This is a genomic window from Streptomyces sp. NPDC033966 (assembly GCF_055575955.1).
The window spans coordinates 236,020-258,565 of record NZ_JBVIRQ010000001.1; the positions used below are offsets into that span (position 1 = coordinate 236,020).

The 22,546-nt window shown below is 72.4% G+C and carries 18 protein-coding genes; 5 read left to right on the plus strand and 13 right to left on the minus strand.

Going from position 1 to position 22,546, the window contains the following annotated elements; genetic code table 11:
* Positions 1–34: 34 nt before the first annotated feature.
* The 6 genes from serA to ACZ518_RS01175 all read right to left on the minus strand — a co-directional run bounded on the left by serA (position 35) and on the right by ACZ518_RS01175 (position 9,852).
* Positions 35–1,624 carry a phosphoglycerate dehydrogenase gene (serA, locus tag ACZ518_RS01150; protein WP_469110954.1) on the minus strand — a complete coding sequence of 530 codons (1,590 nt, stop codon included), beginning with the start codon at positions 1,622–1,624 and terminating at the stop codon, positions 35–37.
* A gap of 293 nt (positions 1,625–1,917) precedes the next feature.
* Positions 1,918–2,919, minus strand: coding sequence for a ketol-acid reductoisomerase (gene ilvC / locus ACZ518_RS01155; RefSeq protein ID WP_469110955.1), 1,002 nt, complete (start codon positions 2,917–2,919; stop codon positions 1,918–1,920).
* Between the two features lie 126 nt (positions 2,920–3,045).
* The gene (gene ilvN / locus ACZ518_RS01160) at positions 3,046–3,570 is read right to left on the minus strand and encodes an acetolactate synthase small subunit (RefSeq protein ID WP_405978459.1); all 525 of its coding nucleotides are present in this window, start codon (positions 3,568–3,570) and stop codon (positions 3,046–3,048) included.
* A gap of 32 nt (positions 3,571–3,602) precedes the next feature.
* A complete protein-coding gene (locus ACZ518_RS01165) occupies positions 3,603–5,492 on the minus strand; it encodes an acetolactate synthase large subunit (protein ID WP_469110956.1) in 1,890 nt (629 codons plus the stop codon).
* Positions 5,493–5,720: 228 nt separating this feature from the next.
* Positions 5,721–8,597: a putative bifunctional diguanylate cyclase/phosphodiesterase gene (locus ACZ518_RS01170; protein ID WP_469110957.1), complete on the minus strand. Its 2,877-nt coding sequence runs from the start codon at positions 8,595–8,597 to the stop codon at positions 5,721–5,723.
* 307 nt (positions 8,598–8,904) lie between these two features.
* Positions 8,905–9,852 carry a 2-hydroxyacid dehydrogenase gene (locus ACZ518_RS01175; protein ID WP_469110958.1) on the minus strand — a complete coding sequence of 316 codons (948 nt, stop codon included), beginning with the start codon at positions 9,850–9,852 and terminating at the stop codon, positions 8,905–8,907.
* 84 nt (positions 9,853–9,936) lie between these two features.
* On the opposite strand from ACZ518_RS01175, the gene ACZ518_RS01180 reads away from it, so the two are divergent.
* From ACZ518_RS01180 to ACZ518_RS01190, 3 genes are all read left to right on the plus strand, one after another.
* A complete protein-coding gene (locus tag ACZ518_RS01180) occupies positions 9,937–10,944 on the plus strand; it encodes an aldo/keto reductase (RefSeq protein WP_469110959.1) in 1,008 nt (335 codons plus the stop codon).
* A gap of 181 nt (positions 10,945–11,125) precedes the next feature.
* The gene (locus ACZ518_RS01185) at positions 11,126–12,376 is read left to right on the plus strand and encodes a PQQ-dependent sugar dehydrogenase (RefSeq protein WP_469110960.1); all 1,251 of its coding nucleotides are present in this window, start codon (positions 11,126–11,128) and stop codon (positions 12,374–12,376) included.
* Between the two features lie 50 nt (positions 12,377–12,426).
* Positions 12,427–12,627, plus strand: a complete 201-nt coding sequence (locus ACZ518_RS01190; protein WP_469110961.1) for a DUF6191 domain-containing protein — start codon at positions 12,427–12,429, stop codon at positions 12,625–12,627.
* A 45-nt stretch (positions 12,628–12,672) separates the two neighbouring features.
* Here the strand turns inward: ACZ518_RS01190 and ACZ518_RS01195 are convergent, their stop codons facing one another.
* From ACZ518_RS01195 to ACZ518_RS01220, 6 genes are all read right to left on the minus strand, one after another.
* Positions 12,673–15,741 carry a helix-turn-helix transcriptional regulator gene (locus tag ACZ518_RS01195; RefSeq protein ID WP_469111652.1) on the minus strand — a complete coding sequence of 1,023 codons (3,069 nt, stop codon included), beginning with the start codon at positions 15,739–15,741 and terminating at the stop codon, positions 12,673–12,675.
* Between the two features lie 80 nt (positions 15,742–15,821).
* A complete protein-coding gene (locus ACZ518_RS01200; protein ID WP_469110962.1) occupies positions 15,822–15,986 on the minus strand; it encodes a hypothetical protein in 165 nt (54 codons plus the stop codon).
* Positions 15,987–16,175: 189 nt separating this feature from the next.
* Positions 16,176–16,793, minus strand: coding sequence for a hypothetical protein (locus ACZ518_RS01205; protein ID WP_469110963.1), 618 nt, complete (start codon positions 16,791–16,793; stop codon positions 16,176–16,178).
* 103 nt (positions 16,794–16,896) lie between these two features.
* Positions 16,897–17,451 carry a GNAT family N-acetyltransferase gene (locus ACZ518_RS01210; RefSeq protein WP_469110964.1) on the minus strand — a complete coding sequence of 185 codons (555 nt, stop codon included), beginning with the start codon at positions 17,449–17,451 and terminating at the stop codon, positions 16,897–16,899.
* Positions 17,452–17,478: 27 nt separating this feature from the next.
* The gene (locus tag ACZ518_RS01215) at positions 17,479–19,743 is read right to left on the minus strand and encodes an MMPL family transporter (protein ID WP_469110965.1); all 2,265 of its coding nucleotides are present in this window, start codon (positions 19,741–19,743) and stop codon (positions 17,479–17,481) included.
* A gap of 208 nt (positions 19,744–19,951) precedes the next feature.
* On the minus strand, positions 19,952–20,347 hold the full coding sequence (locus tag ACZ518_RS01220) for a cupin domain-containing protein (RefSeq protein ID WP_469110966.1): 396 nt from the start codon (positions 20,345–20,347) through the stop codon (positions 19,952–19,954).
* A gap of 61 nt (positions 20,348–20,408) precedes the next feature.
* Between ACZ518_RS01220 and ACZ518_RS01225 the strand changes: the two genes are divergently transcribed.
* Both ACZ518_RS01225 and ACZ518_RS01230 read left to right on the plus strand, forming a co-directional pair.
* Positions 20,409–21,221 (plus strand): GNAT family N-acetyltransferase, encoded by an 813-nt coding sequence (locus tag ACZ518_RS01225; RefSeq protein ID WP_469111653.1) that lies wholly within the window; start codon positions 20,409–20,411, stop codon positions 21,219–21,221.
* Between the two features lie 19 nt (positions 21,222–21,240).
* Positions 21,241–21,750 (plus strand): DinB family protein, encoded by a 510-nt coding sequence (locus ACZ518_RS01230; RefSeq protein ID WP_469110967.1) that lies wholly within the window; start codon positions 21,241–21,243, stop codon positions 21,748–21,750.
* A 7-nt stretch (positions 21,751–21,757) separates the two neighbouring features.
* Here ACZ518_RS01230 and ACZ518_RS01235 read toward each other — a convergent pair whose 3' ends face one another.
* Positions 21,758–22,492, minus strand: a complete 735-nt coding sequence (locus ACZ518_RS01235; RefSeq protein WP_469110968.1) for a siderophore-interacting protein — start codon at positions 22,490–22,492, stop codon at positions 21,758–21,760.
* Between the last annotated feature and the right edge of the window lie 54 nt (positions 22,493–22,546).

Here is a 22,546-nt window from a genome sequence, read left to right on the forward strand (position 1 = left end):
CGCGACCCCGGGCCCTTTCACATGTGCGCGACGGTCAGCCGAGGTTGACCGTACGGGCCGAAGCGGCGCCGATCTCCTCGGAGATGGCCGCCAGGACGTCCACCGGGACCTCCGCGTCGACCGTGAGGACGACGAGTGCCTCGCCGCCCTCCTCGGCGCGGGCGACCTGCATGCCCGCGATGTTCAGGCCGGCCTCGCCGAGCAGCTGGCCGACCTTGCCGACCACGCCCGGGCGGTCGGTGTAGCGCAGCACGATCATGTGGTCGGCCAGGGCCAGGTCCACGTCGTACTCGCCCACGCCCACGATCTTCTGCAGGTGCTTCGGGCCCGCGAGGGTGCCGGAGACCGACACCTCCTGACCGTCCGACAGGGTGCCGCGCACGGTCACCACGTTGCGGTGGTCCGGGGACTCCGAGCTGGTGGTCAGACGGACCTCGACGCCGCGCTCCTGCGCGAACAGCGGGGCGTTGACGTAGGAGACCGTCTCGTCGACGACGTCCTCGAAGACGCCCTTGAGGGCGGAGAGCTCCAGCACCTTGACGTCGTGCTGGGTGATCTCGCCGCAGACCTCGACGTCGAGGCGGACCGCGACCTCGCCCGCGAGGGCGGTGAAGATGCGGCCGAGCTTCTCGGCGAGCGGCAGGCCGGGGCGCACGTCCTCGGCGATGACGCCGCCCTGGACGTTGACCGCGTCCGGCACGAGCTCGCCGGCGAGCGCGAGGCGCACCGACTTGGCGACCGCGATGCCGGCCTTCTCCTGGGCCTCGTCCGTGGACGCGCCGAGGTGCGGGGTGCAGACGACCTGGTCGAGCTCGAACAGCGGGGAGTCCGTGCAGGGCTCCTTCGCGTACACGTCCAGGCCGGCGCCGGCGACGCGGCCCTCCTTGATGGCCGAGTACAGCGCGGCCTCGTCCACGATCCCGCCGCGTGCGGCGTTGACGATGCGGACGGACGGCTTGACCTTGCGCAGGGCCTCGTCCCCGATGAGACCGAGGGTCTCGGGGGTCTTGGGGAGGTGCACGGTGATGAAGTCGGCGACCTCCAGCAGCTCGTCCAGCGTCAGCATCTTGACGCCCATCTGGGCGGCGCGCGCGGGCTGCACGTAGGGGTCGTACGCGACGACCTTCATGCCGAAGGCGGACATGCGCTGGGCGACCAGGACGCCGATGCGGCCGAGGCCGACGACGCCGAGGGTCTTCTCGCTGAGCTCGACGCCCGTGTACTTGTTCCGCTTCCACTCGCCGTTCTTCAGGGCGGTGTTGGCCTGCGGGATGTTGCGGGCGGTGGCCACGAGCAGGCCGCAGGCGAGCTCGGCGGCGGTGACGATGTTGGAGGTCGGGGCGTTCACGACCATGACGCCGGCCTTGGTGGCGGCGGAGACGTCGACGTTGTCGAGGCCCACACCGGCGCGGGCGACGACCTTCAGCTTCTTGGCCGCGGCGATGGCCTCGGCGTCCACCTTGGTGGCGGAGCGGACGAGGATCGCGTCGACGTCGACGATCGCGGGGAGCAGCTCGGCGCGGTCGGCGCCGTTGACGTGCCGGATCTCGAAGTCCGGACCGAGCGCGTCCACCGTGGCGGGCGACAGCTCTTCGGCGATGAGTACGACAGGTTTCGAGCTCACGTGGGTCCTCACAAGTCCAGTGCGGACGGCCGTCCCGACGGCCGCAGGCGGTGGAGGGGGTAGCCGCGTGGAAGACGCACGACACTGTGGGCCTGACGCGTTGTGTTGAGCAGTGTAGTGGCGGATCGGGTGCGGATTTCCGCCTGTACGGAAGGATCACCCGTCCGGGATTGGCCGGGGTGGACAATCCGTCCTATCCGAGGGCTACATTCCGGTGATCTCCGGCCGGCGCCGGAGGGGAGCGGGTGTGCGGCGGGGCCGGGACTCACGTCCCGGCCCCGCCGTTCACGAGATCAGCTCTCGTCGCTGTCGACCCAGCTCATCAGCTTGCGCAGCTTCTTGCCGGTGGTCTCCAGCAGGTGCTCCGAGTCGGCCTTCTTGTACTCGTTGTACTTCGGCAGACCGGCCTTGTACTCGGCCATCCACTCCTCGGCGAACTTGCCGCTCTGGATCTCCTCCAGGACCTTCTTCATCTCGGCCTTGGTGGCGTCGGTGATGACGCGCGGGCCGGTGATGTAGTCGCCCCACTCGGCGGTCTCGGAGACCGACCAGCGCATCTTCTCCAGGCCGCCCTCGTACATGAGGTCGACGATGAGCTTCAGCTCGTGCAGGCACTCGAAGTAGGCGATCTCCGGCTGGTAGCCGGCCTCGGTCAGGGTCTCGAAACCGGCCTTGACCAGAGCGGAGGCGCCACCGCAGAGGACGGCCTGCTCACCGAACAGGTCGGTCTCGGTCTCCTCGGTGAAGGTGGTCTTGATGACGCCGGCGCGGGTGCCGCCGATGCCGGCCGCGTACGACAGGGCCAGGGCGAAGGCGCTGCCCGAGTAGTCCTGCTCGACGGCGGCGATGCACGGAACGCCGCGGCCCTCCTCGTACTGACGGCGGACCAGGTGGCCCGGGCCCTTCGGGGCGACCAGGGCGACGTCCACGTTGGCCGGGGGCTTGATGAAGCCGTAGCGGACGTTGAAGCCGTGCCCGAAGAAGAGCGCGTCGCCCTCCTGCAGGTGGTCCTTGATGGACGCCTCGTAGATCTCGGCCTGGAGCGGGTCCGGGGTCAGGATCATGATGACGTTCGCCCACTCGGCGGCCTCGGCGACCGGGAGGACCTTCAGGCCCTGCTCCTCGGCCTTGGCCTTGGAGCTGGAGCCCTCCTTGAGGCCGACGACGACGTCGACGCCGGAGTCACGGAGCGACAGCGCGTGGGCGTGGCCCTGGCTGCCGTAACCGATGACCGCGACCTTGCGGCCCTGGATGATGGACAGGTCGGCGTCGTTCTCGTAGAACAGCTCGGCCACTGGGATATCTCCTTGGTGCGCTGGTGTTGCTCCCACCGTACGGCGGGGAACGGAATAAGAGTTTCTCGGTCTCGCTATGCGGGCTGGCGTGTCAGCCGTCGTGTCCTGAACCGGACGCCGCGGGGCTCAGGCGCTGCGTTCGAGCGAGCGCAGGCTGCGGTCCGTGATGGACCGGCCGCCACGCCCTATGGCGATGGTCCCGGACTGCACGAGTTCCTTGATGCCGAAGGGCTCCAGCATCTTGAGCATGGCGCCGAGCTTGTCGGTGCCGCCGGTGGCCTCGATGGTGACGGCCTCCGGGGAGACGTCGACGGTCTTGGCGCGGAACAGCTGGACGATCTCGACGATCTGCGAGCGGGTCTCGTTGTCGGCGCGGACCTTCACCAGGACGAGTTCGCGCTCGATGGCGTTGGACGGCTCCAGCTCGACGATCTTGAGCACGTTGACCAGCTTGTTGAGCTGCTTGGTCACCTGCTCCAGCGGGAGGTCCTCGACGTTCACCACGATGGTGATGCGGGAGATGTCGGGGTGCTCGGTGACGCCGACCGCGAGGGAGTCGATGTTGAACCCGCGGCGGGAGAACAGCGCGGCGATCCGGGCGAGGATGCCGGGCGTGTTCTCGACCAGGACGGAGAGCGTGTGCTTGGACATGTGAGTCGTTCTCTCTCTCAGGCTCTCTCGGCTCAGTCGTCTTCGTTGTCGCCGAAGTCGGGGCGGACGCCCCGGGCTGCCATGACCTCGTCGTTGGAGGTGCCGGCCGCGACCATCGGCCACACCATGGCGTCCTCGTGGACGATGAAGTCGATCACGACCGGGCGGTCGTTGATCGCGTTGGCCTCGGCGATGACCTTGTCCAGGTCCGCCGGGTCCTCGCAGCGCAGCGCGACGCAGCCCATGGCCTCGGACAGCTTGACGAAGTCCGGGACGCGGGTGCCCATGCGGGGGGAGGCGGACTCGCCGAGCTGGGAGCCCACGGTGTCGTGGCCGGTCTCGTCCGCGTGCAGGACCGTGTTGGAGTAGCGCTGGTTGTAGAACAGGGTCTGCCACTGGCGGACCATGCCGAGGGCGCCGTTGTTGATGATGGCGACCTTGATCGGGATGTTGTTCAGCGCACAGGTGGCCAGTTCCTGGTTGGTCATCTGGAAGCAGCCGTCGCCGTCGATCGCCCAGACCGTGCGCTCCGGCATGCCGACCTTGGCGCCCATCGCGGCGGGGACCGCGTAGCCCATGGTCCCGGCGCCGCCGGAGTTCAGCCAGGTGCGGGGCTCCTCGTAGTTGACGAAGTGCGAGGCCCACATCTGGTGCTGGCCGACGCCGGCCGCGTAGATGGTGCCCTTCGGCGCCAGCTGACCGATCCGCTCGATGACCTGCTGCGGCGAGAGGGTGCCGTCCTCGGGCAGGTCGTAGCCGAGCGGGTAGGTCTCGCGCCAGCGGTTGAGGTCCTTCCACCAGGCGGTGTAGTCGCCGGTGTTGCCTTCGTTCGTCTCGGCCTGGACGGCCTGGATCAGGTCGGCGATGACCTCGCGGGCGTCACCGACGATCGGGACGTCGACGGCGCGGTTCTTGCCGATCTCGGCGGGGTCGATGTCCGCGTGGATGACCTTGGCGAAGGGGGCGAAGCTGTCCAGCTTGCCGGTGACGCGGTCGTCGAAGCGGGTGCCGAGGGCGATCAGCAGGTCCGACTTCTGGAGCGCGGTGACGGCGGTGACGGCACCGTGCATGCCGGGCATGCCCAGGTTCTGCGGGTGGCTGTCCGGGATGGAGCCCAGGGCCATCAGGGTGGTGACGACCGGGACGCCCGTGAGCTCGGCGAGGACCTTCAGCTCGGCCGTGGCACCGGCCTTCATGACGCCGCCGCCGACGTAGAGGACCGGGCGCTTCGCGGCGGCGATCATCTTGGCCGCCTCACGGATCTGCTTGGCGTGCGGCTTGGTGACCGGCCGGTAGCCGGGCAGGTCCTGGCTGGGCGGCCACGAGAAGGTGGTCTTCGCCTGCAGGGCGTCCTTGGCGATGTCGACCAGGACCGGGCCGGGGCGGCCGGTGGAGGCGATGTGGAAGGCCTCGGCGATGGTCTTCGCGATGTCCTCGGCCTTGGTGACCAGGAAGTTGTGCTTGGTGATCGGCATCGTGATGCCGACGATGTCCGCTTCCTGGAAGGCGTCGGTGCCGATGGCCTTGGAGGAGACCTGGCCGGTGATCGCGACGAGCGGGACGGAGTCCATGTGCGCGTCGGCGATCGGGGTCACCAGGTTGGTGGCGCCCGGGCCGGAAGTGGCCATGCACACGCCGACCTTGCCGGTGGCCTGGGCGTAGCCGGTGGCGGCGTGGCCGGCCCCCTGCTCGTGGCGGACCAGGATGTGACGGACCTTCTTGCTGTCCATCATCGGGTCGTACGCCGGGAGGATGCAGCCGCCCGGGATACCGAAGACGGTGTCGCACCCCACCTCTTCGAGAGAGCGGATGAGGGACTGCGCGCCCGTGACGTGCTCAACTGCGGTGGGCTGGTGGTGCCCACCCGTACGGGGCCGCGGCTGCGGATGGTGGGCCCCGGAGGCCTGCTCGGTCATCGGCATTCTCTTCTCGAAGCTGAGGGTTTTACGAGGAGCGGGGGGTGATCCGGATCTGGTCCGGACGCGTGTGCCAGTGCAACAAAAAACCCCTCGTGCCGGGTGGCAAGCGAGGGGAGCGCGTCGGTGGTGTCGAGCGGGGACATGCAGGCCCCAGCTTCAGCCGACGCGCTTTCCAAGTACGAGAATTCGGGTGCGCATGGCATTGACCCTCCCTCCGGCGGGAGGTGGATGTCAAGCGGGTGGGACGGGCGTCTCATTATTTGAGCCTCTACGGATGACCATCGAGCCACCGGACGAGCCGCCGGCCAAGGCGGGCTGGGCCGTACCGCCCGGTACTGGGAACGTACTCCTCACGAGCGCGCGCCGCAGCCTGTATTCGTCGAGTGGTCCGGAGAAAGCCGCCCCCTGGCCGTGGGTGCACCCCATCGCCCGCAGCGCCAGCACCTGCTCGGGGAGGTCCACGCCGTCGGCCACGGACTGCATGCCCAGGTCGTTTGCGATCCGCAACAATCCGGCCGTGATCTTGTGCAGTCTGGCCGATTCGACCACCCCTTCGACCAGGCCCCGGTCCAGCTTCAGCAGGTCCACCGGGAGCCTGCGGAGGGCGCTGATGGCCGCGTAGCCGCTGCCGAAGCCGTCCAGGGCGATCCGTACGCCGAGCCGGTGCAGGGCCGTCAGGCGGCGCTCCAGCTCGTCGAAGGGCACCCTGGGGTCGGAGGCGGCCAGTTCGAGCACGAGCGACCCGGAGGGCAGCCCGTGGCGGGCCAGCAGGGCCTCCACGCCGCTGCCGGGTGTGGAGCGGTCCAGCAGCCGCTGGGCGGTCATCCGGACGGCCACTGGCACGTCGTGCCCGGCCCGGTGCCGCTCGGCGGCCTGCTCGACGGCCTCTTCCAGGAGCCATCGGCCCAGTTCGGCGGTGCGCGAGCCGTCCGGCCCGGCCGCCGGCCCGCCCTCGCTGTGTTCGGCCACCCGGAGGAACTCGGCCGGGGTGAAGAGGATCCCCTGGGCGGAGCGCCAGCGGGCCTGCGCGGCGACGGCGACGACCTCGCCGGTGGCCAGGGAGACCACGGGCTGGTGCAGCAGGGCGAACTCGCCCTCGTGCAGCGCGGTGCGCAGCCGCCCGGCCAGCTCGGCCTTGCGCACGACCTCGGCCTGCATCTGCGGCGCGTACAGCTCGACCCGGTCCTTGCCGCCCGCCTTGGCCCGGTACATCGCGAGATCCGCGTTGCGCATCAGGTCCGAAGGGGTGATGCCGGGGTCGGCGAAGGCGACTCCGATACTGGCGGCCACCCGGACCTCGCTCCCCGCGATGCGGTAGGGCTGGGAGAGGGTGGCGCGCAGCCGGTCGGCGATGTCGTGGACCTGGTACTCGCGGGCGCTGCGGTCGCGGCTGCCGTCGCCGAGGATCAGCGCGGCGAACTCGTCGCCGCCGAGGCGGGCGGCGGTGTCCCCGGCCCGGACGGCGTCCTGGAGGCGGCGGGCGGCCTCGATGAGGAGCTCGTCGCCGGCCTGGTGGCCGATGGTGTCGTTGACGGCCTTGAAGCCGTCGAGGTCGATGAAGAGCACCGCGGTGCTGTGGTCGCCGGCCCGGCGGCCGGTCAGGGCCTGCCGGACGCGCCGGGTGAACAGGGCCCGGTTGGGCAGGTCGGTCAGCGGGTCGTGCTCGGCGCTGTGCTGGAGCTGCGCCTGGAGGCGGACCCGCTCGGTGACGTCACGGCTGTTGAGGATGAGGCCGCCCTGGTGGCGGTTGACGGTGGACTCCACGTTCAACCACTCGCCCCCGCCCGACTTGAACCGGCACTCGATGCGGGTGGTGGGCTCCTCGGCGGGCGGGGCGGCCAGGAAGCGGCGTACCTCGTGGACCACCCGGCCGAGGTCGTCGGGGTGGATCAGGGCGGCGAGCTCGGTGCCTACCAGTTCCTCCGCCTCGCGGCCGTAGACCCCGGCGGCGGCGGGGCTGACGTAGCGCAGGGTCCCGGTGGGTGCGGCGATCATGATGACGTCGCTGGAGCCCTGTACGAGGGAGCGGAAGTGGTTCTCCTTCTGGGCCAGTTCCTGGGTGAGCGCGATGTTGTCGAGGAGCATGATGCCCTGCCGGATGACGAGGGCGAGGACGACGGTGCAGCCGGTGAAGACCACCATCCGGTCCACCTTCCGGCCGTCCACGACGTTGTAGAGGATGCCGAGGGTGCAGACGGCGGCCGCGAGGTACGGGGTGAGGGCGGGCAGCGAGCCGGTGATGGGGCGGCTGTGCGAGCGGTCCGGGCGCGGTGGTGCGGGGCGCGTCACGGGCTCGGGCCGGCGGGCGCCCCAGGGGGCGTAGGCGAGCAGCAGCGAGCCCGCGAACCAGCCGGCGTCGAGGATCTCCCCCGAGCTGTAAGTGGTGTTGAGCAGCGGCGAGGTGAACAGGGCATCGCTCAGGACGGTGAGGGCGAGGGCCGCGATCGCCGTGTTGACCGCCGAGCGGTTGTTCGCCGAGCGCCGGAAGTGCAGCACCAGGACCATCGAGACCAGCGCGATGTCCAGGAGCGGGTACGCGAGCGAGAGCGCGGCGCGCGGCACGCTGCCCGGGGCGCCCGACTGGGCGGTGCGGGCGGCGTTGGCGAGGGCCAGGCTCCAGGACAGGGTCAGCAGCGAGCCGCCGATGAGCCAGGAGTCGAGGCCGAGGCAGACCCATCCGGCGCGGGTGACCGGGCGTTTGGCCAGGACGAGCAGGCCCACGATGGCGGGCGGCGCGAAGCAGAGGAAGGCGAAGTCGGCGAGCGAGGGCTCGGGGACCTTCTGGCCGAGGACCACCTCGTACCAGCCCCAGACGGCGTTCCCCAGGCCGCCCATGAGCGAGGAGAAGGCGAACATCAGCCAGGCGGGACGTTCGCGCTTGTCGATCGCGCGGGCGTAGTGGTAGCAGGAGGCGGCGGCCAGTAATCCGGCGGCGCTGAGTCCGAAGTCGCCCATGATCTTGGCGAGTTCGTCCGACCCCCAGCCGAGGGCGGCTCCGACGGCGTAGCCGCCGCTGACCAGTGCGAGGAGGAGTTGCGCTGCGAGGCCCCGGCCTCCTCCGCCGGTGGCCGGCGGCCGGGTCAGCAGCGCCGCCCCCGGCGCGCTCACCGGTGCCCCTCGCCGGCCGCTTCTGGCGCAGCCCAGTCCCGGCTGCGCCGCCTCCGGCGGCCCTGCCGCATCGGATCCTTCGTCCATTGGCCGTGCATCGCCCGTCGCCCCCCAAAGTGTCCGATCACTCCCCAGCGCCAGACGTACGTGGCGCAGCCCCTTGTTCCGGACGATACACCACTTTCGTCACTCAGCGACATAGCTTGTCTACGCTCCGTCACCAAGAGGGGGGTCTTGGCCACTGATCGCATGCATGCCGTCGCCCAGCGTAGCCATCAGGTGCCCCGGATGGCGGGACGCGCCGGCTTCAGTCCTTGATCAGGACGGTGTTGTGGACCTCTTCCCCGGCGGCGAACCGGTTGAGCTGGCGGGCCACGAGCCGCTTCGCCCTGGGCTCGAACGCCGAGCTGCTGCCGCCCACGTGAGGGGTGATCAGGACGTTCGGGGCGTGCCAGAGAGGATGGCCGGCGGGCAGCGGCTCGGGGTCCGTGACGTCGAGCGCTGCGCGCAGCCGGCCGGACTCCAGTTCCCCCAGCAGGGCCGCGGTGTCGACGACCGGCCCGCGCGAGACGTTCACGAGCAGGGCGCCGTCCTTCATCCGGCCGAGGAAGCCGGCGTCGACGAGTCCCCGGGTGTCCTCGGTCAGCGGGGTGGTGAGGACGACGACGTCCGCGTCCGGGAGGAGGCCGGGGAGGTCCGCGAGGGCGTGGACCGGCCCGTGCGGGGCGGTGCGGGCCGAGCGTGCGACGCGCGTGATCCGCCCGCACTCGAAGGGCGCGAGCCGGTCCTCGACGGCCGCGCCGATCGCCCCGTAGCCGACGATCAGCACGGACCGGTCCGCGAGGGCGTGGTAGAAGCCGCCGCGCCACTCCTCGCGGTCCTGGCCGCGCACCATGCCGGGGATGCCGCGCAGGGAGGCGAGGACGAGGGTGAGGGCGAGCTCGGCGGTGCTGGCCTCGTGGACGCCGCGGGCGTTGCACAGCCGTACGCCCGGCCGGAGGTCGCCGAGGCCGGGCAGGACGTGGTCGATGCCGGCGGTGAGGGTCTGCACCACCCGCAGGGCGGGCATCCGGGCGAGCGGACGCAGGGTCACCTCCTGGGACTTCATGTACGGGGTGACGTAGAAGACGCAGTCGGCCGGGTCGGCCGGAAAGGTGTCCTCGCCGTCCCACTGGCGGTAGCGGAAGCAGTCGGGGAGGCCGTCGATCTCTCCGGGCGGGAAGGGGAGCCAGACGTCCCCGGTCGTTGCAGTCATGATCACGAGGCTATGCGAAGGGAACTGGATCAAGCCGTTAGTTTGATGGCCGGACCGGTACCGGGCCGGAAGGGGGACGCAGGGGTGGAGCGCAGGTCGATCGGGTCGGGACCGCTGACGGTGGGAGCCATAGGGCTCGGCTGCATGCCGATGAGCTGGGCCTACGCGCCTTCGCGGCGGCGGGGCGAGGAGTCGCTGCGCACTCTGCACACGGCGCTGGACCTGGGGGCGAACCTGCTGGACACGGCCGATCTGTACGGGCCCTACACCAACGAGCTGGTGCTGGGCCGGGCGCTGCGGGAGCGGCGGTCCGAGGCCTTCGTCTCCGCCAAGGTGGGGCTGCGGGCGGGCGAGGGGCACGTGGTGGCCGACGGGCGGCCGGGGTACGTGCGGCGGGCGTGCGACGCCTCGCTGCGGCGGCTGCGGACCGACGTCATAGACCTGTACCAGCTGCACCGGGTGGATCCGGAGGTGCCGGTGGAGGAGACCTGGGGCGCCATGGCGGAGCTGGTGCAGGCGGGGAAGGTACGGGCGCTGGGGTTCTGCGCGCTGGGCGCGGGGGCCGGGCCGGGCGCGGGGCGGCGCGGGGACCGGGGGTACCGCACGACGCTGCGGCAGCTGGAGCGGGTCCAGCAGGTGTTCCCGGTGACCGCGGTGCAGGCGGAGTTGTCGGTGTGGTCGCCGGAGGCGGCGTGGCAGCTGCTGCCGTGGTGTGCGGCGCGGGGGGTGGGGATGCTGGCGGCGATGCCGCTGGGCAGCGGGTTCCTGACCGGGACGCTGACGCCGGGGCAGGGCTTCGAGGAGGCGGACGTGCGGGCGCGGCACCCTCGGTTCACGGCGCACGCGATGGCCTCCAACCAGGTACTGGTGGCGGGGCTGCGGCGGGTGGCCCGGCGGCACGGGCCCGAGGTCACGGCGGCGCAGGTGGCGCTGGCCTGGGTGCTGGCGCAGGGGCCGCACGTGGTGCCGGTGCCGGGGGCGGAGCGGGCCCGGTGGGCGGCGGAGAACTCCCGGGCGGCGGAGGTGCGCCTCACGGGCGAGGAGCTGGCCGAGATAGCGGCGCTGCCGGCGGCGGTGGGAGCCTGGGACTAGGTTCCGGTCTTCCCGTCGGCTCCTTTCCGGCTCCTTTGCGGCTCCCCTGCGGCTTCCCAGGTCCACTCGATCGGGTGTACGAGGGATGGAACTTCGGGACCGGCCGGGTCTGTTGAGAGTGGTGAAGGGCAGGACTGGAGGACACCGGACAGGGGACGGACGACCGGAGGGGAGCGGGACGATGCGGTACGGGCAGTTCCACAGGGGCGGGGCGCTGCGGGGCCTCGGGGAGGCGCCGGGGTACGGGAGCGGGCGCGCGCGGCGCCGGGGCGTGGTGGCGGGGCTCGCGCTGGCGGGGTGCAGCGCCCTGCTGGCGGCGGGCTGTTCCCCGCCGGACGGCGAGCGGGCCGGGCCGGGCGGTTCCCCGCCGGGCTCACCGCCGGCGGGAGCGGCGTCCTCCGGGGCGTCGGGGCCGGCGGATGCGTCGGCGCCGCCCGCGAAGGGGGCGGTGACGGTGACGGGCGAGGTCGCCAAGGGCCTGGAATCCCCCTGGGGCGTGGCCCCGCTGCCCGGCGGGGACCTGCTGGTCGCCTCCCGGGACAAGGGCACCATCAGCCGGGTGCGGACGGACACGGGGGCGGTGACGCAGATCGGCAAGGTCCCCGGGGTGGCCCCGGGCGGGGAGGGCGGGCTGCTGGGGCTCGCACTGTCCCCGGACTTCGCCTCGGACCGGATGGTCTACGCGTACTTCACGACCGAGTCCGACAACCGCATCGCCCGGATGCGGTACGACGAGCAGAGACCGGCCGGGCAGCAACTGGGCTCGCCCGACACGGTGTTGCGGGGGATCCCCAAGGGCCTCATCCACAACGGCGGCCGGATCGCCTTCGGCCCGGACCGGATGCTCTACGCGGGCACGGGCGAGACCGGGAACACCTCGCTGGCGCAGGACAGGAAGTCGCTCGGCGGGAAGATCCTGCGGATGACCCCGGACGGGCGGCCGGCCCAGGGCAATCCGGAGGCCGGCTCCCTCGTCTACTCCCACGGGCACCGCAATGTGCAGGGCCTCGCCTGGGACAAGGACAAACGGCTCTGGGCGTCCGAGTTCGGCCAGCGCACCTGGGACGAGCTGAACCTCATCGAGCCCGGCGGCAACTACGGCTGGCCGGAGGCGGAGGGGAAGGGCGGAAAGGCGGGGTCCCGTGATCCGGTGGCGGTGTGGAAGACGGACGAGGCCTCGCCGAGCGGGATCGCCTGGGCGGATGGCTCGATCTGGATGGCGGGGCTGAAGGGCGAGCGGCTGTGGCGGATCCCGCTGAAGGGAACCGCCGCCGCGGCGGAGCCGGAGGCCTTCCTCCAGGGGAAGTACGGCCGGCTGCGCACGGTGGTGCCCCTCGGCGGGGACGAATTGCTGCTGGTCACGAGCGAGACGGACGGGCGCGGGTCGCCGGAGCCCGGCGACGACAGGATCCTGAAACTGACGGTGCGGTGACCTGAGCGGCTCCGGAGGGGGCGGAAGGCAGGGCGAGCGCGGTGTTCAACATGATCGAGGAACTGTTCAACCCCGGACGCAAGCATGCGCACGAGGAGAAGAAGCGGCTGGAGCTGTCCCGGACCGACGTCGGTGACGGCGATCCGGGACGGGGCCCCATAGACCTCGACTCCGGCAAGGTGCTCATACGCCCGGCCGAGGTCCAGGAGCCGGGCGCTGCCGACGGGGGCGAGGAGCCCCGGGATCCCTAGGGGGGTGTCGGCGTCGCGGGGCAGGAGGGGCTTTGCGGGCACCCCCTAGCGGCGTCCGCCCGGGGCCGCGGGGGACGCCGCCGGGGCGAGCGGCGCGGTGAAGAGGTGCAGCCGGTGGGCGAGGGCCGCGGCCTCGCCCCGGCTCGCGACTCCGAGCTTGGCCAGGATGTTCGAGACGTGGACGCTGGCCGTCTTCGGGGAGATGAAGAGCTCCTCCGCGATCCGGCGGTTGCTACTGCCCGCCGCGACGAGGCGCAGGACGTCCCGTTCACGGCTGGTCAGCCCCAGGGCCTCGATCGGGTCGGTGCCCGGTACCGGGGCGACCGGGTGGTCCTCCTCGGCGGTCAGCGGGAGCCGGGCGCGCTGGGCGAGCAGGGCCAGGTCCTCCCGGAGCCGCCGGGAGCCGAGCCGGTCGGCGGCGGCGTGGGCGTCGCGGAGCAGGCCGGCGGCGGTCTCGCGGTCCCCTCCCGAGGCGAGCAGCGCCTCGGCGAGCCGGTGGCGGGCGCGGGCGAGCAGGTACGGGCGCTGGAGGGGGCGTACGGCGGCCTCGACCGCGGCCCAGTCGGCGACGGTGTCCCGGGCCTCGGCGCGGAGCAGTTCGGCCCGCAGGTACTCGGCGTGCGCGGCCCATACGGGGACGGGGGTGGCCAGGGTCCGGGCGGCGGTGCGCAGCACCTCCAGGGCGGCGTCACGTCCGGCGTCGGCCACCGGCAGGCCCCGGGCGTCCGCCTCGGCGGAGGCGGAGGCGAGCAGCAGCGGCCAGGCGTAGCGGTGCTGGCCGAGCGGGAAGCCGTGGGCCACGGCGTCGGCGGTCTCGGCGCGGACGTCGGCTATGCGGCCCTCGCCGTCGGCCAGGCCGATGGCCAGCCGGTGGAGCGGGAGCCGGTGCTGGGGCTGGCGGTCGTGGGTGCCGAAGTGGGCGTGGGCGGCGGCGAGCTGCTGGGCGGCCTCGGTGAGTTCGCCGCGGGCCAGGGCCAGGTAGGCCAGGCGGGCCGAGGCGGAGCCGCGCGGGGCGGCGCTCTGGCCGACGCGCAGGGTGCGGCGGGCGGCCTCGGCGGCCTCGTCCCAGCGGCCGAGGCTGTACAGGCTCTCCGCCATGTTCCCGCAGACCCAGGCCTCGGTGTCCAGGAGCCGGGACCTGCTGACGAGTTCGACCCCTTGTTCGGCCAGTTCCACGGCTTCGCGGGACCGGCCCATGGCTTCGAGTTGAGAGGTGATGTTGACGTGAGCACGGCCCGCGACCACGGTGAACCCGAGGTCGGTGGCGCGGTCCTTGACCGCGTGGAGTTCGGCGAGGCCGGTGGTGCCGTCGCCGGAGTCGGTGAGCAGGCAGCCGTAGGTGATCCGGGCGTTGAGCTCGGTCTCCTCGGCGCCGATCATGCGGGCGTACTCCACGGCCCGTTCGGCGGCGGCGAGGTTGCCGGGGCCCGGGTTGTGGAGCATGCCCCAGCCCGCGGCCCGGACGAGGACGTCGGCGTGCACCTGGGACGGGGGCAGGCCCTTGACCAGTTCCTGGGCCGTGGCGATCTCGTGCCAGCCGTCGCCCCGGCCGAGGTTGGCGACGAGGCGGGAGCGCTCGGTCCAGAACCAGGCGGCGCGCAGCGGGTCGTCGCCGTCCTCGTCGAGGGTGCGCAGGGCCAGTTTGGTGAGTTTCAGGGCGCGTTCGCGTTCACCGCCGAAGCGGGCGGCGACGGTGGCCTCGGCGAGCAGGTCGAGGCGCTGGAGCGGGGTGGTGGCCGGGTCGCAGCCGCAGGGCGGGTAGACCTCGGTGTAGTCGGCGGGGCGCAGTTCGGCGCGGACCTCGTCGGGGGCGCTGTCCCACAGGTCCATGGCCCGTTCCAGCAGGCTGAGCTGCTCGGAGTAGGCGTGGCGGCGGCGGGCGGTGACGGAGGCGGCGAGGACCGCGGGCAGGGCCTTGGCGGGGTCGTTGGCCGCGAACCAGTAGTTGGCCAGCCGGATGACCCGCTCTTCGGCGCGGACCAGCGATTCGTCGGCTTCCATGGCCTCGGCGTAGCGGCGGTTGACGCGGGCGCGCTCGCCGGGCAGCAGGTCGTCGCTGACCGCCTCGCGGACCAGCGAGTGGCGGAAGCGGTAGCCGTCGCCGTCGGCGGTGGCGGAGAGGATGCTGGCGCCGACCGCGGCCCGCAGGGCCTCGATGAGTTCGTCCTCGCCGAGCCGGACCACGTCGCGCAGCAGGGCGTACTCGACGGTGGAGCCGCCCTCGGCGACGATGCGCACCACGCGCTGGGCGGCGTCGGGCAGTACCTCGACGCGGACGAGCAGGAGGTCGCGCAGGGATTCGGTGAGCCCGGTGCGGCAGCCGCTCTCCTGGGAGGCGACGAGTTCCTCGACGAAGAAGGCGTTGCCGTCGGAGCGGTCGAAGACGGAGTCGACGAAACTCTCCTCGGGCTGCGAGGCGAGGATCCCGGCGAGCTGGCGGCGCACCTCGGCCCGGTTGAAGCGGGACAGTTCGATGCGGTGGACGGTGCGGAGCCGGTCGAGTTCGGCGAGCAGCGGGCGCAGCGGGTGGCGGCGGTGGACGTCGTCGGCGCGGTAGGTCGCGACGAGGACGAGCCGGCCGCGGGCGAGGGTGCGGAAGAGGTAGGCGAGCAGGTGCCGGGTGGAGGTGTCCGCCCAGTGCAGGTCCTCCAGGACGAGCACGACGGTGCGGTCGGCGGCGAGGCGTTCCAGCATCCTGGCGGTCAGTTCGAAGAGCCGGGCGGTGCTCTCCTCGTCGTGGGGGCCGCGGGGGGTCTCGCCGAGTTCGGGGAGGATCCGGGCGAGTTCGTCCTCCTGGCCGGCGGCGGCTTCGGCCAGTTCGTCGGGGAGCAGGCGGAGCAGGGTGCGCAGGGCAGTGGAGAAGGGGGCGAAGGGAAGTCCCTCCGCCCCGATCTCCACACACCCTCCGACCGCCACCACGGCGCCGCGGCGGGCGGCCTCCGTGAGGAACTCCTCGGTCAGCCTGGTCTTGCCGACTCCTGCTTCTCCGCCGATGAGCAGGGCCTGCGGCTCCTGGTTGGCGGCGCGCCCCAGGGCGTCCACGAGTGCGGCCAGTTCGTCGGCTCGGCCGACGAACACCGGGCTGACAGATCTGGTCTCCACGCCGCCGAGCATCGCACACAGGTCCGGCCCGGCGGCAGTCGTTATCGCTGCGCTTGTCATCTCGCCACGGCTCCCGTGGTCCGCGACGCGGGTTACGCGGCGCGGGTGAAGAGGCCGCGGTGGCGACTCACCGGCCTCTCGGAATCCTGGCTCCGAGAGGAGCGGGCGGCCTTCTTGGCCTCCCGGGCCATCCGGTACCGGTCGGCCTCGCGGATGAGGTCGGTGCGGCGGGCGGTGGCGATCTCGTACTCGAACATCTCGTTCTCCCTGGTCGCTGTTCTCGGGCACCTCGTTCGGTGTGATCCAAGATTCGCGTCCCAGAGGGGTGCGGCACATGGGGCTCATGCCGCATCTCCGCGGTGCCGGGGTCCTTAGGCCGGGGTCCGGGGGGCCTGAGGCGGCCTCGGGCGGCCTAAGGCAAGGCGGGAGATCCCGTAAGGCGGTGCCTACTCGGCGGCCGTGGGGAGGGGGAAGAGCAGGTCGAAGTACATGAGGCCGAAGAGCAGGACCCCGAGGAGGCCCAGGGCGACGGCTGCCCAGGAGACGGAGCGGACCCAGGCGGGGTGGACCCGGCCGGGGGCGCCGAAGGCGGGGCCGGCGAGGACGAAGACGGCGAGGAGGAGGGCGAGGGTGGAGAGGACACCGTTGACGAGGGCGGTCATGTGCCAGGCGTCGCCGTACAGGGCGGCGATCTTCTCCTTGGCGGTGGTCGCGCTGACCGATTCGATCTGGCCCATGAGCGTCTGGCGTTCGGCGGCGACGCGGGAGACCCAGCTGCCGCTGAGGGCGACGAGGCCCAGGCCCGCTGCGACGACGGCGGATGCGGCGGCTCCGACGCCGGTGCTCCGCTCGGGGACGTCCTCGCCGGTCTCGCCGGTCTCGCCGGTCTCGTCGGCTTCTGCTTCGGCTTCGGAGGCCTCGGCGGCCTCGGTGGTTTCGGCCTTGTCGCCGTCGGGGTCGGCGGCGGGTTCGGCGGCTGCCGTCCCGGAGGTGGCCGCCTTGCCCTCGGGGGCGTCCGCGTCCGCGTCGGGGGCGGCCGGGGCGGGGGTCTTCGTGGTGTCCATGCCGGGCACCGTAGGCGGCGTTTCTGAGAGGTTCCTGAGAGGCCCGTGCGGGTTCCGCCGCCGGTGGGCCGCGGGCGCCCGGCGGGGCCCGCGGCGGCGGTGGCTACGCCTGGCGGGCGGCGGCCCATTCGGGGGCGAGGACGGCCCAGACCTCGGTGTCCTGGCGGACGCCTTGGTGCAGGTGGTTCTGCCGCATGACGCCGTCGCGGGTCAGTCCGAGGCGTTCGGCGACGGCGATGCTCTTCTTGTTGCCGGAGGCCACGTGCCATTCCACGCGGTGCATGCCGCGCACGTCGAAGGCCCAGTCGATCAGGACCCGGCAGGCCTTGTTGACCAGGCCCCGGCCGGCCGCTTCGGGCTCCAGCCAGCAGCCGACCTCGCAGTTGCCGGCCGCGGCGTCGAAGGTCCGGAAGAGGACCCCGCCGACGAGGGTGCCGCCGACCCGGATGCCGTAGAGGCGGGCGCCGTCCCTGGCGGCCTCCTCCGCCTTGGTGCCGAGCAGGTGCCGCGCCGATTCGAGGTCGGTGACGCGGTCCGGGAGGCCGATGAACCGGCCGATGAACTCGCGGCCCCGGTCCATGTGCGCCAGGAACTCCTCGGCGTGCCACACCTCCAGCGGGAACAGCTGGGCGTCGTCGGCCAGTTCTATCGCGAACATCGGTGCTTCCTTACGGCTCGTGACCGGTCAGCGGGACGTGCGGGCCGGTTCGACGTGGTCCGCGTCCGGCCGCTGCGACGGAAGTGTCGCACGGGCAGCGGCGCGTTCCGGCGGCTCGATGCTGATGCGGGGCAGCCGGCGGTCGAGCCAGGCGGGGATCCACCAGTTCGCACCGCCGAGCATGTGCATGAGCGCCGGGACGAGCAGGGCGCGCAGGACGAAGGCGTCGAGCGCGACGGCGGCGGCGAGCGCGATGCCGAACATCGCGATGAGCCGGTCGCCGCTGAGCACGAAGGCCAGGAAGACGGAGATCATGATGACGGCGGCCGAGTTGATCACCCGGCTGGTCTCGGCGAGGCCCACCCGGACGGCCCGCCTGTTGTCGCCGGTCTCCAGCCACTCCTCGTACATCCGGCTGACCAGGAAGACCTGGTAGTCCATGGAGAGCCCGAAGAGCACCGACACCATGATCACCGGCAGGAAGGGCTCGATCGGGCCGGCGCTGCCCAGGCCCAGCAGTTCGCTCCCCCAGCCCCACTGGAAGATCACGACGACGACGCCGAAGGAGGAGGCGACGGCGGCGACGTTCATGGCGGCGGCCTTGAGCGGTATGCCGATCGAACGGAAGGCGAGCAGCAGCAGGACGCAGCCGAGCGCGATGACCACCCCGACGAAGAGCGGCAGCTTGCCGACGATCACCTCGGCGAAGTCGTCGTAGCCGGCCGTCACCCCGCCGACGTGGGCGTCCATGGTGCTGCCGTGGGCGGCGCGGGGGATGACGTCCCGGCGGAGGTCGTCGACCAGTTCGCTCGTGGCCCGGGACTGCGGGGCGGAGTCGGGGACGACGGTGAGGACGGCGGTGTCCCCGCTGCGGTTGAAGACGGCCGGGCCGGCGGAGGCGACGCCCTCGGTGGTGCGCAGGGCTTCCGCCAGCCGCTCGAAGGCGACGCGGTCGCCTGCCCCGTCGAGCCGGGCGACGACGCTGAGCGGGCCGTTCATGCCGGGCCCGAAGCCTTCCCCAGGGCCTCCGGTCTGGGAGGGACCGCCGGCCAGCAGGTCGTACGCCTTGCGGGTGGTGGAGGTGGCCGGGTTGTTGCCCTGGTCGGAGGTGCCGAGGTGGAGCGAGAGGGTCGGCAGCGCGAGCACGGCCATCACCAGGGCCGCGGCCAGTCCGAGCAGTTTGGGGTGGCGTTCCACGAAGGCCGACCAGCGCGCGGCGAACCCGGTGGGCGGCTGGGGCCGGGGGCCCTCAGCGGCGAGCTTGCGCCGTTCGCGGCGCGAGAGGGCCCGCATGCCGATGTACGAGAGGAGGGCGGGCAGCAGGGTGACGGAGGCCGCCACGGTGAGGATCACGGTGAGGGACGCGGCGATCGCGACCCCGTTGAGGAAGTTCAGCCGCAGTACCAGCATGCCGAGCAGGGCTATGCAGACGGTGGCCCCGGCGAACACGACGGCCCGGCCGGTGGTGGCGACGGCGCTCGCGGCGGCTTCCTCGACGGTGAGGCCGCGCGCCAGGCCCTTGCGGTGCCGGGTGACGATGAACAGGGCGTAGTCGATGCCGACGCCGAGTCCGACGAGGGTGCCCAGCATCGGGGCGAAGTCGGCGACGGGCATGGCGTGCCCGAGGAGGGTGATGCCGAAGTAGGCGCTGCCGACGCTGACGAGGGCGGTCGCGATGGGCAGCAGGCTCGCGGCGAGGGAGCCGAAGGCGAGGAAGAGGACCAGGGCGGCGATGCCGACGCCGATGATCTCGGCGAGGTGGGCGCTGGGTGCCTCGGTCAGGCCGATGGCGCGGCCTCCGAGTTCGACCTGGAGGCCGTCGGCCTGGGTGGCGGGGTTCTTCGCGGTGTCGACGACGGCCTTGGCCTGGGCCTTGGGCACGGAGTCGGCCGGCCGGTCGAAGGTGACCACCGCGTAGGCGGTGCGGCCGTCGGGGCTGATCTGCGCGGCGCCGGCGGGGCCCGGTGCGTAGGGGCTCGCGACGGATGCCACCCCGGGCAGGGCCGCGACGGCGTCCAGGGCCCGGGTCATGCGCTGTTCTATCTCCGGGGTGCGTGCCGTCCGGTGGTCCGGGGCCCGCCACACGATGGTGTCGGTGTCGCCGCCCTGGCCGGGGAAGCCCTCGCGCAGCAGGGCGTGGGCCTGGGCGGACTCCGTGCCGGGGACCTCGTAGTCGTTGGAGAACGCGGTGCCGGCCGCTCCGGCGGCCGCGGCGGTCCCGCCGAGGGCCAGCAGCCAGATCAGGACGGTGACCAGTCGGTGCCGCAGGCACCACCGTGCGATTGCTGCCAACGGACGTGCTCCCTGGTGGTTCGGATCTTCACCGGGAGGTAGCCCGACGCAAAGAACTCATGAACTCGTGAACTTGTGAAGGTTCGGCCGCGAGGTCCGCCGCGGCCAGGGTGGTCTACACCTCGATTGACACGATTCCAGCCTTTCGTGATCGTTGGCTGGTTTCGTGTGCATCGTCACAGGTCTGTGGCGGGATACGGGACCTTGGTCACTGGTGCTCCGGGGCGGACGGCTCGTCGGCCCGGTAGCCGGGGAGCGAGGGCCAGCGCACGGTGAGGACCACCGCGTCCTCCTCCGCGTACCAGGAGTGGTCGACCCCGCGCCCCCAGACCACGTAGTCCCCCTGCTCGGCGAGGACCACGGTGCGGCCGGGGAACTCCAGCCGGAACCGGCCGCTGATCAGCACCTGGAGGGCGGTGCGGCGCTCGCCGGTCACCCACCGCCCGCGCTCCTCGCCCTTGGGGTGGACCCCCCACTTGATCTCGACGTCCCCGCTGTGGCGGGGATCGCCGGGGCTCTTGAAGTGGCCGAGGAGCCAGCCCCGGTCGGTGGCGGCGTCGGGGGTGGCCTTGCCGGTGTAGATGGCGGAGTCGTCGTCATTCACGGGGTGAGGCTAATGCAGTTGTACGCACGGCCCCGCAGCTGATCAGCTGGCCCGCATGACGATGGACCTTGATGAACTGCTGAAGGTGCGCGACCGCTACGACGCGGAGATGCGGCGCGACGCGCAGCCCGACGCCGCGCACGCGCGGGTGGAGCGGGTGGGCCGGGTGGTACGCCAGACCGTGCCGGGGCTCGGCTGGAACGGCGTGCTCTGGTCGGACCTCGACGAGGACACCGCGGACGCGGAGATCGCCGCGCAGGTGGCGTACTTCGGGGCGCGCGGGGAGGACGGGGGCGGGCCGGAGTTCGAGTGGAAGCTGTACTCCCACGACCGCCCGGCGGACCTCGGGGACCGGCTGCGCGCGGCGGGGTTCGTGCCGGAGCCGCCGGAGACGCTCGTGGTGGCGCGCACGGCCGACCTCGCCTCCCTGCCGGTGGAGCCGCCGGAGGGGATCACCTTGCGGGTGGTGACGGACGAGGCGGGGGTGGACCTGATGATGGAGGTGCACCACCGGGCCTTCGGCACGGAGCGGCCCCGGATCCGGGAGCAGATGCTCACGCTGCTGCGGGACGAGCCGGAGACCATCGAGGCCGTGCTGGCGATGGCGGGGGACGTCCCGGTCAGCGCGGCCCGGATGGAGATGCGGCCGGGCAGCGCCTTCGCCGGCCTGTGGGGCGGCGGCACCGCCCCGGAGTGGCGCGGCCGCGGCATCTACCGCCTGCTGGTGGCCCACCGGGCCCGTGTGGCGGCGGCCCGGAACATCCCCTACCTCCAGGTGGACGCCTCGGACGACAGCCGCCCGATCCTGGAACGCCTGGGCTTCGGCGTACTCGGGGTGACGACGCCTTACATCTGGCCGTCCCCGACGGCCTGACACGGGAGAGGAGCTCCACATGGAGAACACCGGACGCACAGGGCCGCCGCTGACCGGCGGGGAGCGGGAGACGCTGCGGGCCTACCTCGACTACCACCGGGCCACGCTCGCCTGGAAGTGCGAGGGGCTCGGCGACGAGGAGCTGCGGCGGCAGGCTTCGCCGCCGTCCACCCTGTCCCTGCTGGGGCTGGTGCGGCACATGGCCGAGGTGGAGCGGCACTGGTTCCGGCGCACGATCGGCGGCGCCGACGTACCGCACCTGTGGTCCGACGACCACGACTTCCAGGCCGCGTACGACGCCACGGCCGCGACCCGCGCCGAGGCGTTCGCCGCCTGGGAGGCGGAGGTGGAGCATTCGCGCGCCGTCGAGGCGGCCGCCGAGTCGCTGGAGGTGACGGCGTACGTCGCGAAGTGGGAGCAGGAGGCCTCGCTGCGCCTGGTGATACTCCACATGATCCACGAGTACGCCCGCCACAACGGCCACGCCGACTTCCTCCGCGAGGCCGTCGACGGCACGGTCGGCGCGTAGCCCTGCCTCAGGCGGCGCGCCAGTAGCCCAGGCTGTTCACGCGCTGCTTCGGCAGGCCCAGTTCCTTCTTGAGGTATCCCGCCAGGTCCCGGGTGGTGGCCGTGTCACAGGCCAGCCAGACGTACGCGTCGGCCGGGTCCGGGCCCAGCAGCTCCGGCAGTTCGGACCGCACCCGCTCGGCGAGCGCCGACCCGTCGCGCGCCACCCGCCGGAGGTCGTGCCGGCCCGGGTCGGCGCGTACGGGCAGTTCCGCGTCGGAGTCGTGCTGGGTCTCGAACCAGATGGTGGCCGGGGTGCTCGGGTAGGCGTCCAGCAGGGAGTTGACGGCCGGCAGGGAGGCCGGGTCTCCGATCACCAGCAGCCGCTTCGGCTCCGGGTCCGGCGCCGTGAAGCCGGTGCCCTGGACGGTGGCCTCCAGGGTGTCCCCCGGTGCGGCCGTGCGCGCCCACCGGCTCGCCAGCCCGTCGTGCAGGGCGAACTCGAAGGCGAAGGTCCCGGCCGCCGGGTCGGGGTCCACCAGCGTGTAGGCCCGCTGGTGCGGACGGCTGCCGCCCTGGAACCAGACCCGGACCCACATGGTCGGGTGCAGGGAGGCGCCCGCGGCGGCCAGCAGTCCGCCGTCGCTGAAGCGGACCCGGCGGAAGTGCTCGGTGACCTCCTCCACCCCGGTGACCGTGAACGTGAAGTCCTTGCCGCGCAGCAGCTTGAGGACCACGCCCTCCCAGCCCTTGCCGACCGCCATGTCCGCCCCTCCCCCTGACACCCTTATAGTAAGGGCAGCCTAACCTAAGATGCC

Bases quoted from the DNA above. Each gene is read 5' to 3' on its own strand.
- ilvN (WP_405978459.1), bottom strand. From the start codon at position 3,570: ATGTCCAAGCACACGCTCTCCGTCCTGGTCGAGAACACGCCCGGCATC.
- ACZ518_RS01165 (WP_469110956.1), bottom strand. From the start codon at position 5,492: ATGCCGATGACCGAGCAGGCCTCCGGGGCCCACCATCCGCAGCCGCGG.
- ACZ518_RS01175 (WP_469110958.1), bottom strand. From the start codon at position 9,852: ATGACTGCAACGACCGGGGACGTCTGGCTCCCCTTCCCGCCCGGAGAG.
- ACZ518_RS01185 (WP_469110960.1), top strand. From the start codon at position 11,126: ATGCGGTACGGGCAGTTCCACAGGGGCGGGGCGCTGCGGGGCCTCGGG.
- ACZ518_RS01190 (WP_469110961.1), top strand. From the start codon at position 12,427: ATGATCGAGGAACTGTTCAACCCCGGACGCAAGCATGCGCACGAGGAG.
- ACZ518_RS01195 (WP_469111652.1), bottom strand. From the start codon at position 15,741: ATGCTCGGCGGCGTGGAGACCAGATCTGTCAGCCCGGTGTTCGTCGGC.
- ACZ518_RS01200 (WP_469110962.1), bottom strand. From the start codon at position 15,986: ATGTTCGAGTACGAGATCGCCACCGCCCGCCGCACCGACCTCATCCGC.
- ACZ518_RS01205 (WP_469110963.1), bottom strand. From the start codon at position 16,793: ATGGACACCACGAAGACCCCCGCCCCGGCCGCCCCCGACGCGGACGCG.
- ACZ518_RS01210 (WP_469110964.1), bottom strand. From the start codon at position 17,451: ATGTTCGCGATAGAACTGGCCGACGACGCCCAGCTGTTCCCGCTGGAG.
- ACZ518_RS01225 (WP_469111653.1), top strand. From the start codon at position 20,409: ATGGACCTTGATGAACTGCTGAAGGTGCGCGACCGCTACGACGCGGAG.
- ACZ518_RS01230 (WP_469110967.1), top strand. From the start codon at position 21,241: ATGGAGAACACCGGACGCACAGGGCCGCCGCTGACCGGCGGGGAGCGG.
- ACZ518_RS01235 (WP_469110968.1), bottom strand. From the start codon at position 22,492: ATGGCGGTCGGCAAGGGCTGGGAGGGCGTGGTCCTCAAGCTGCTGCGC.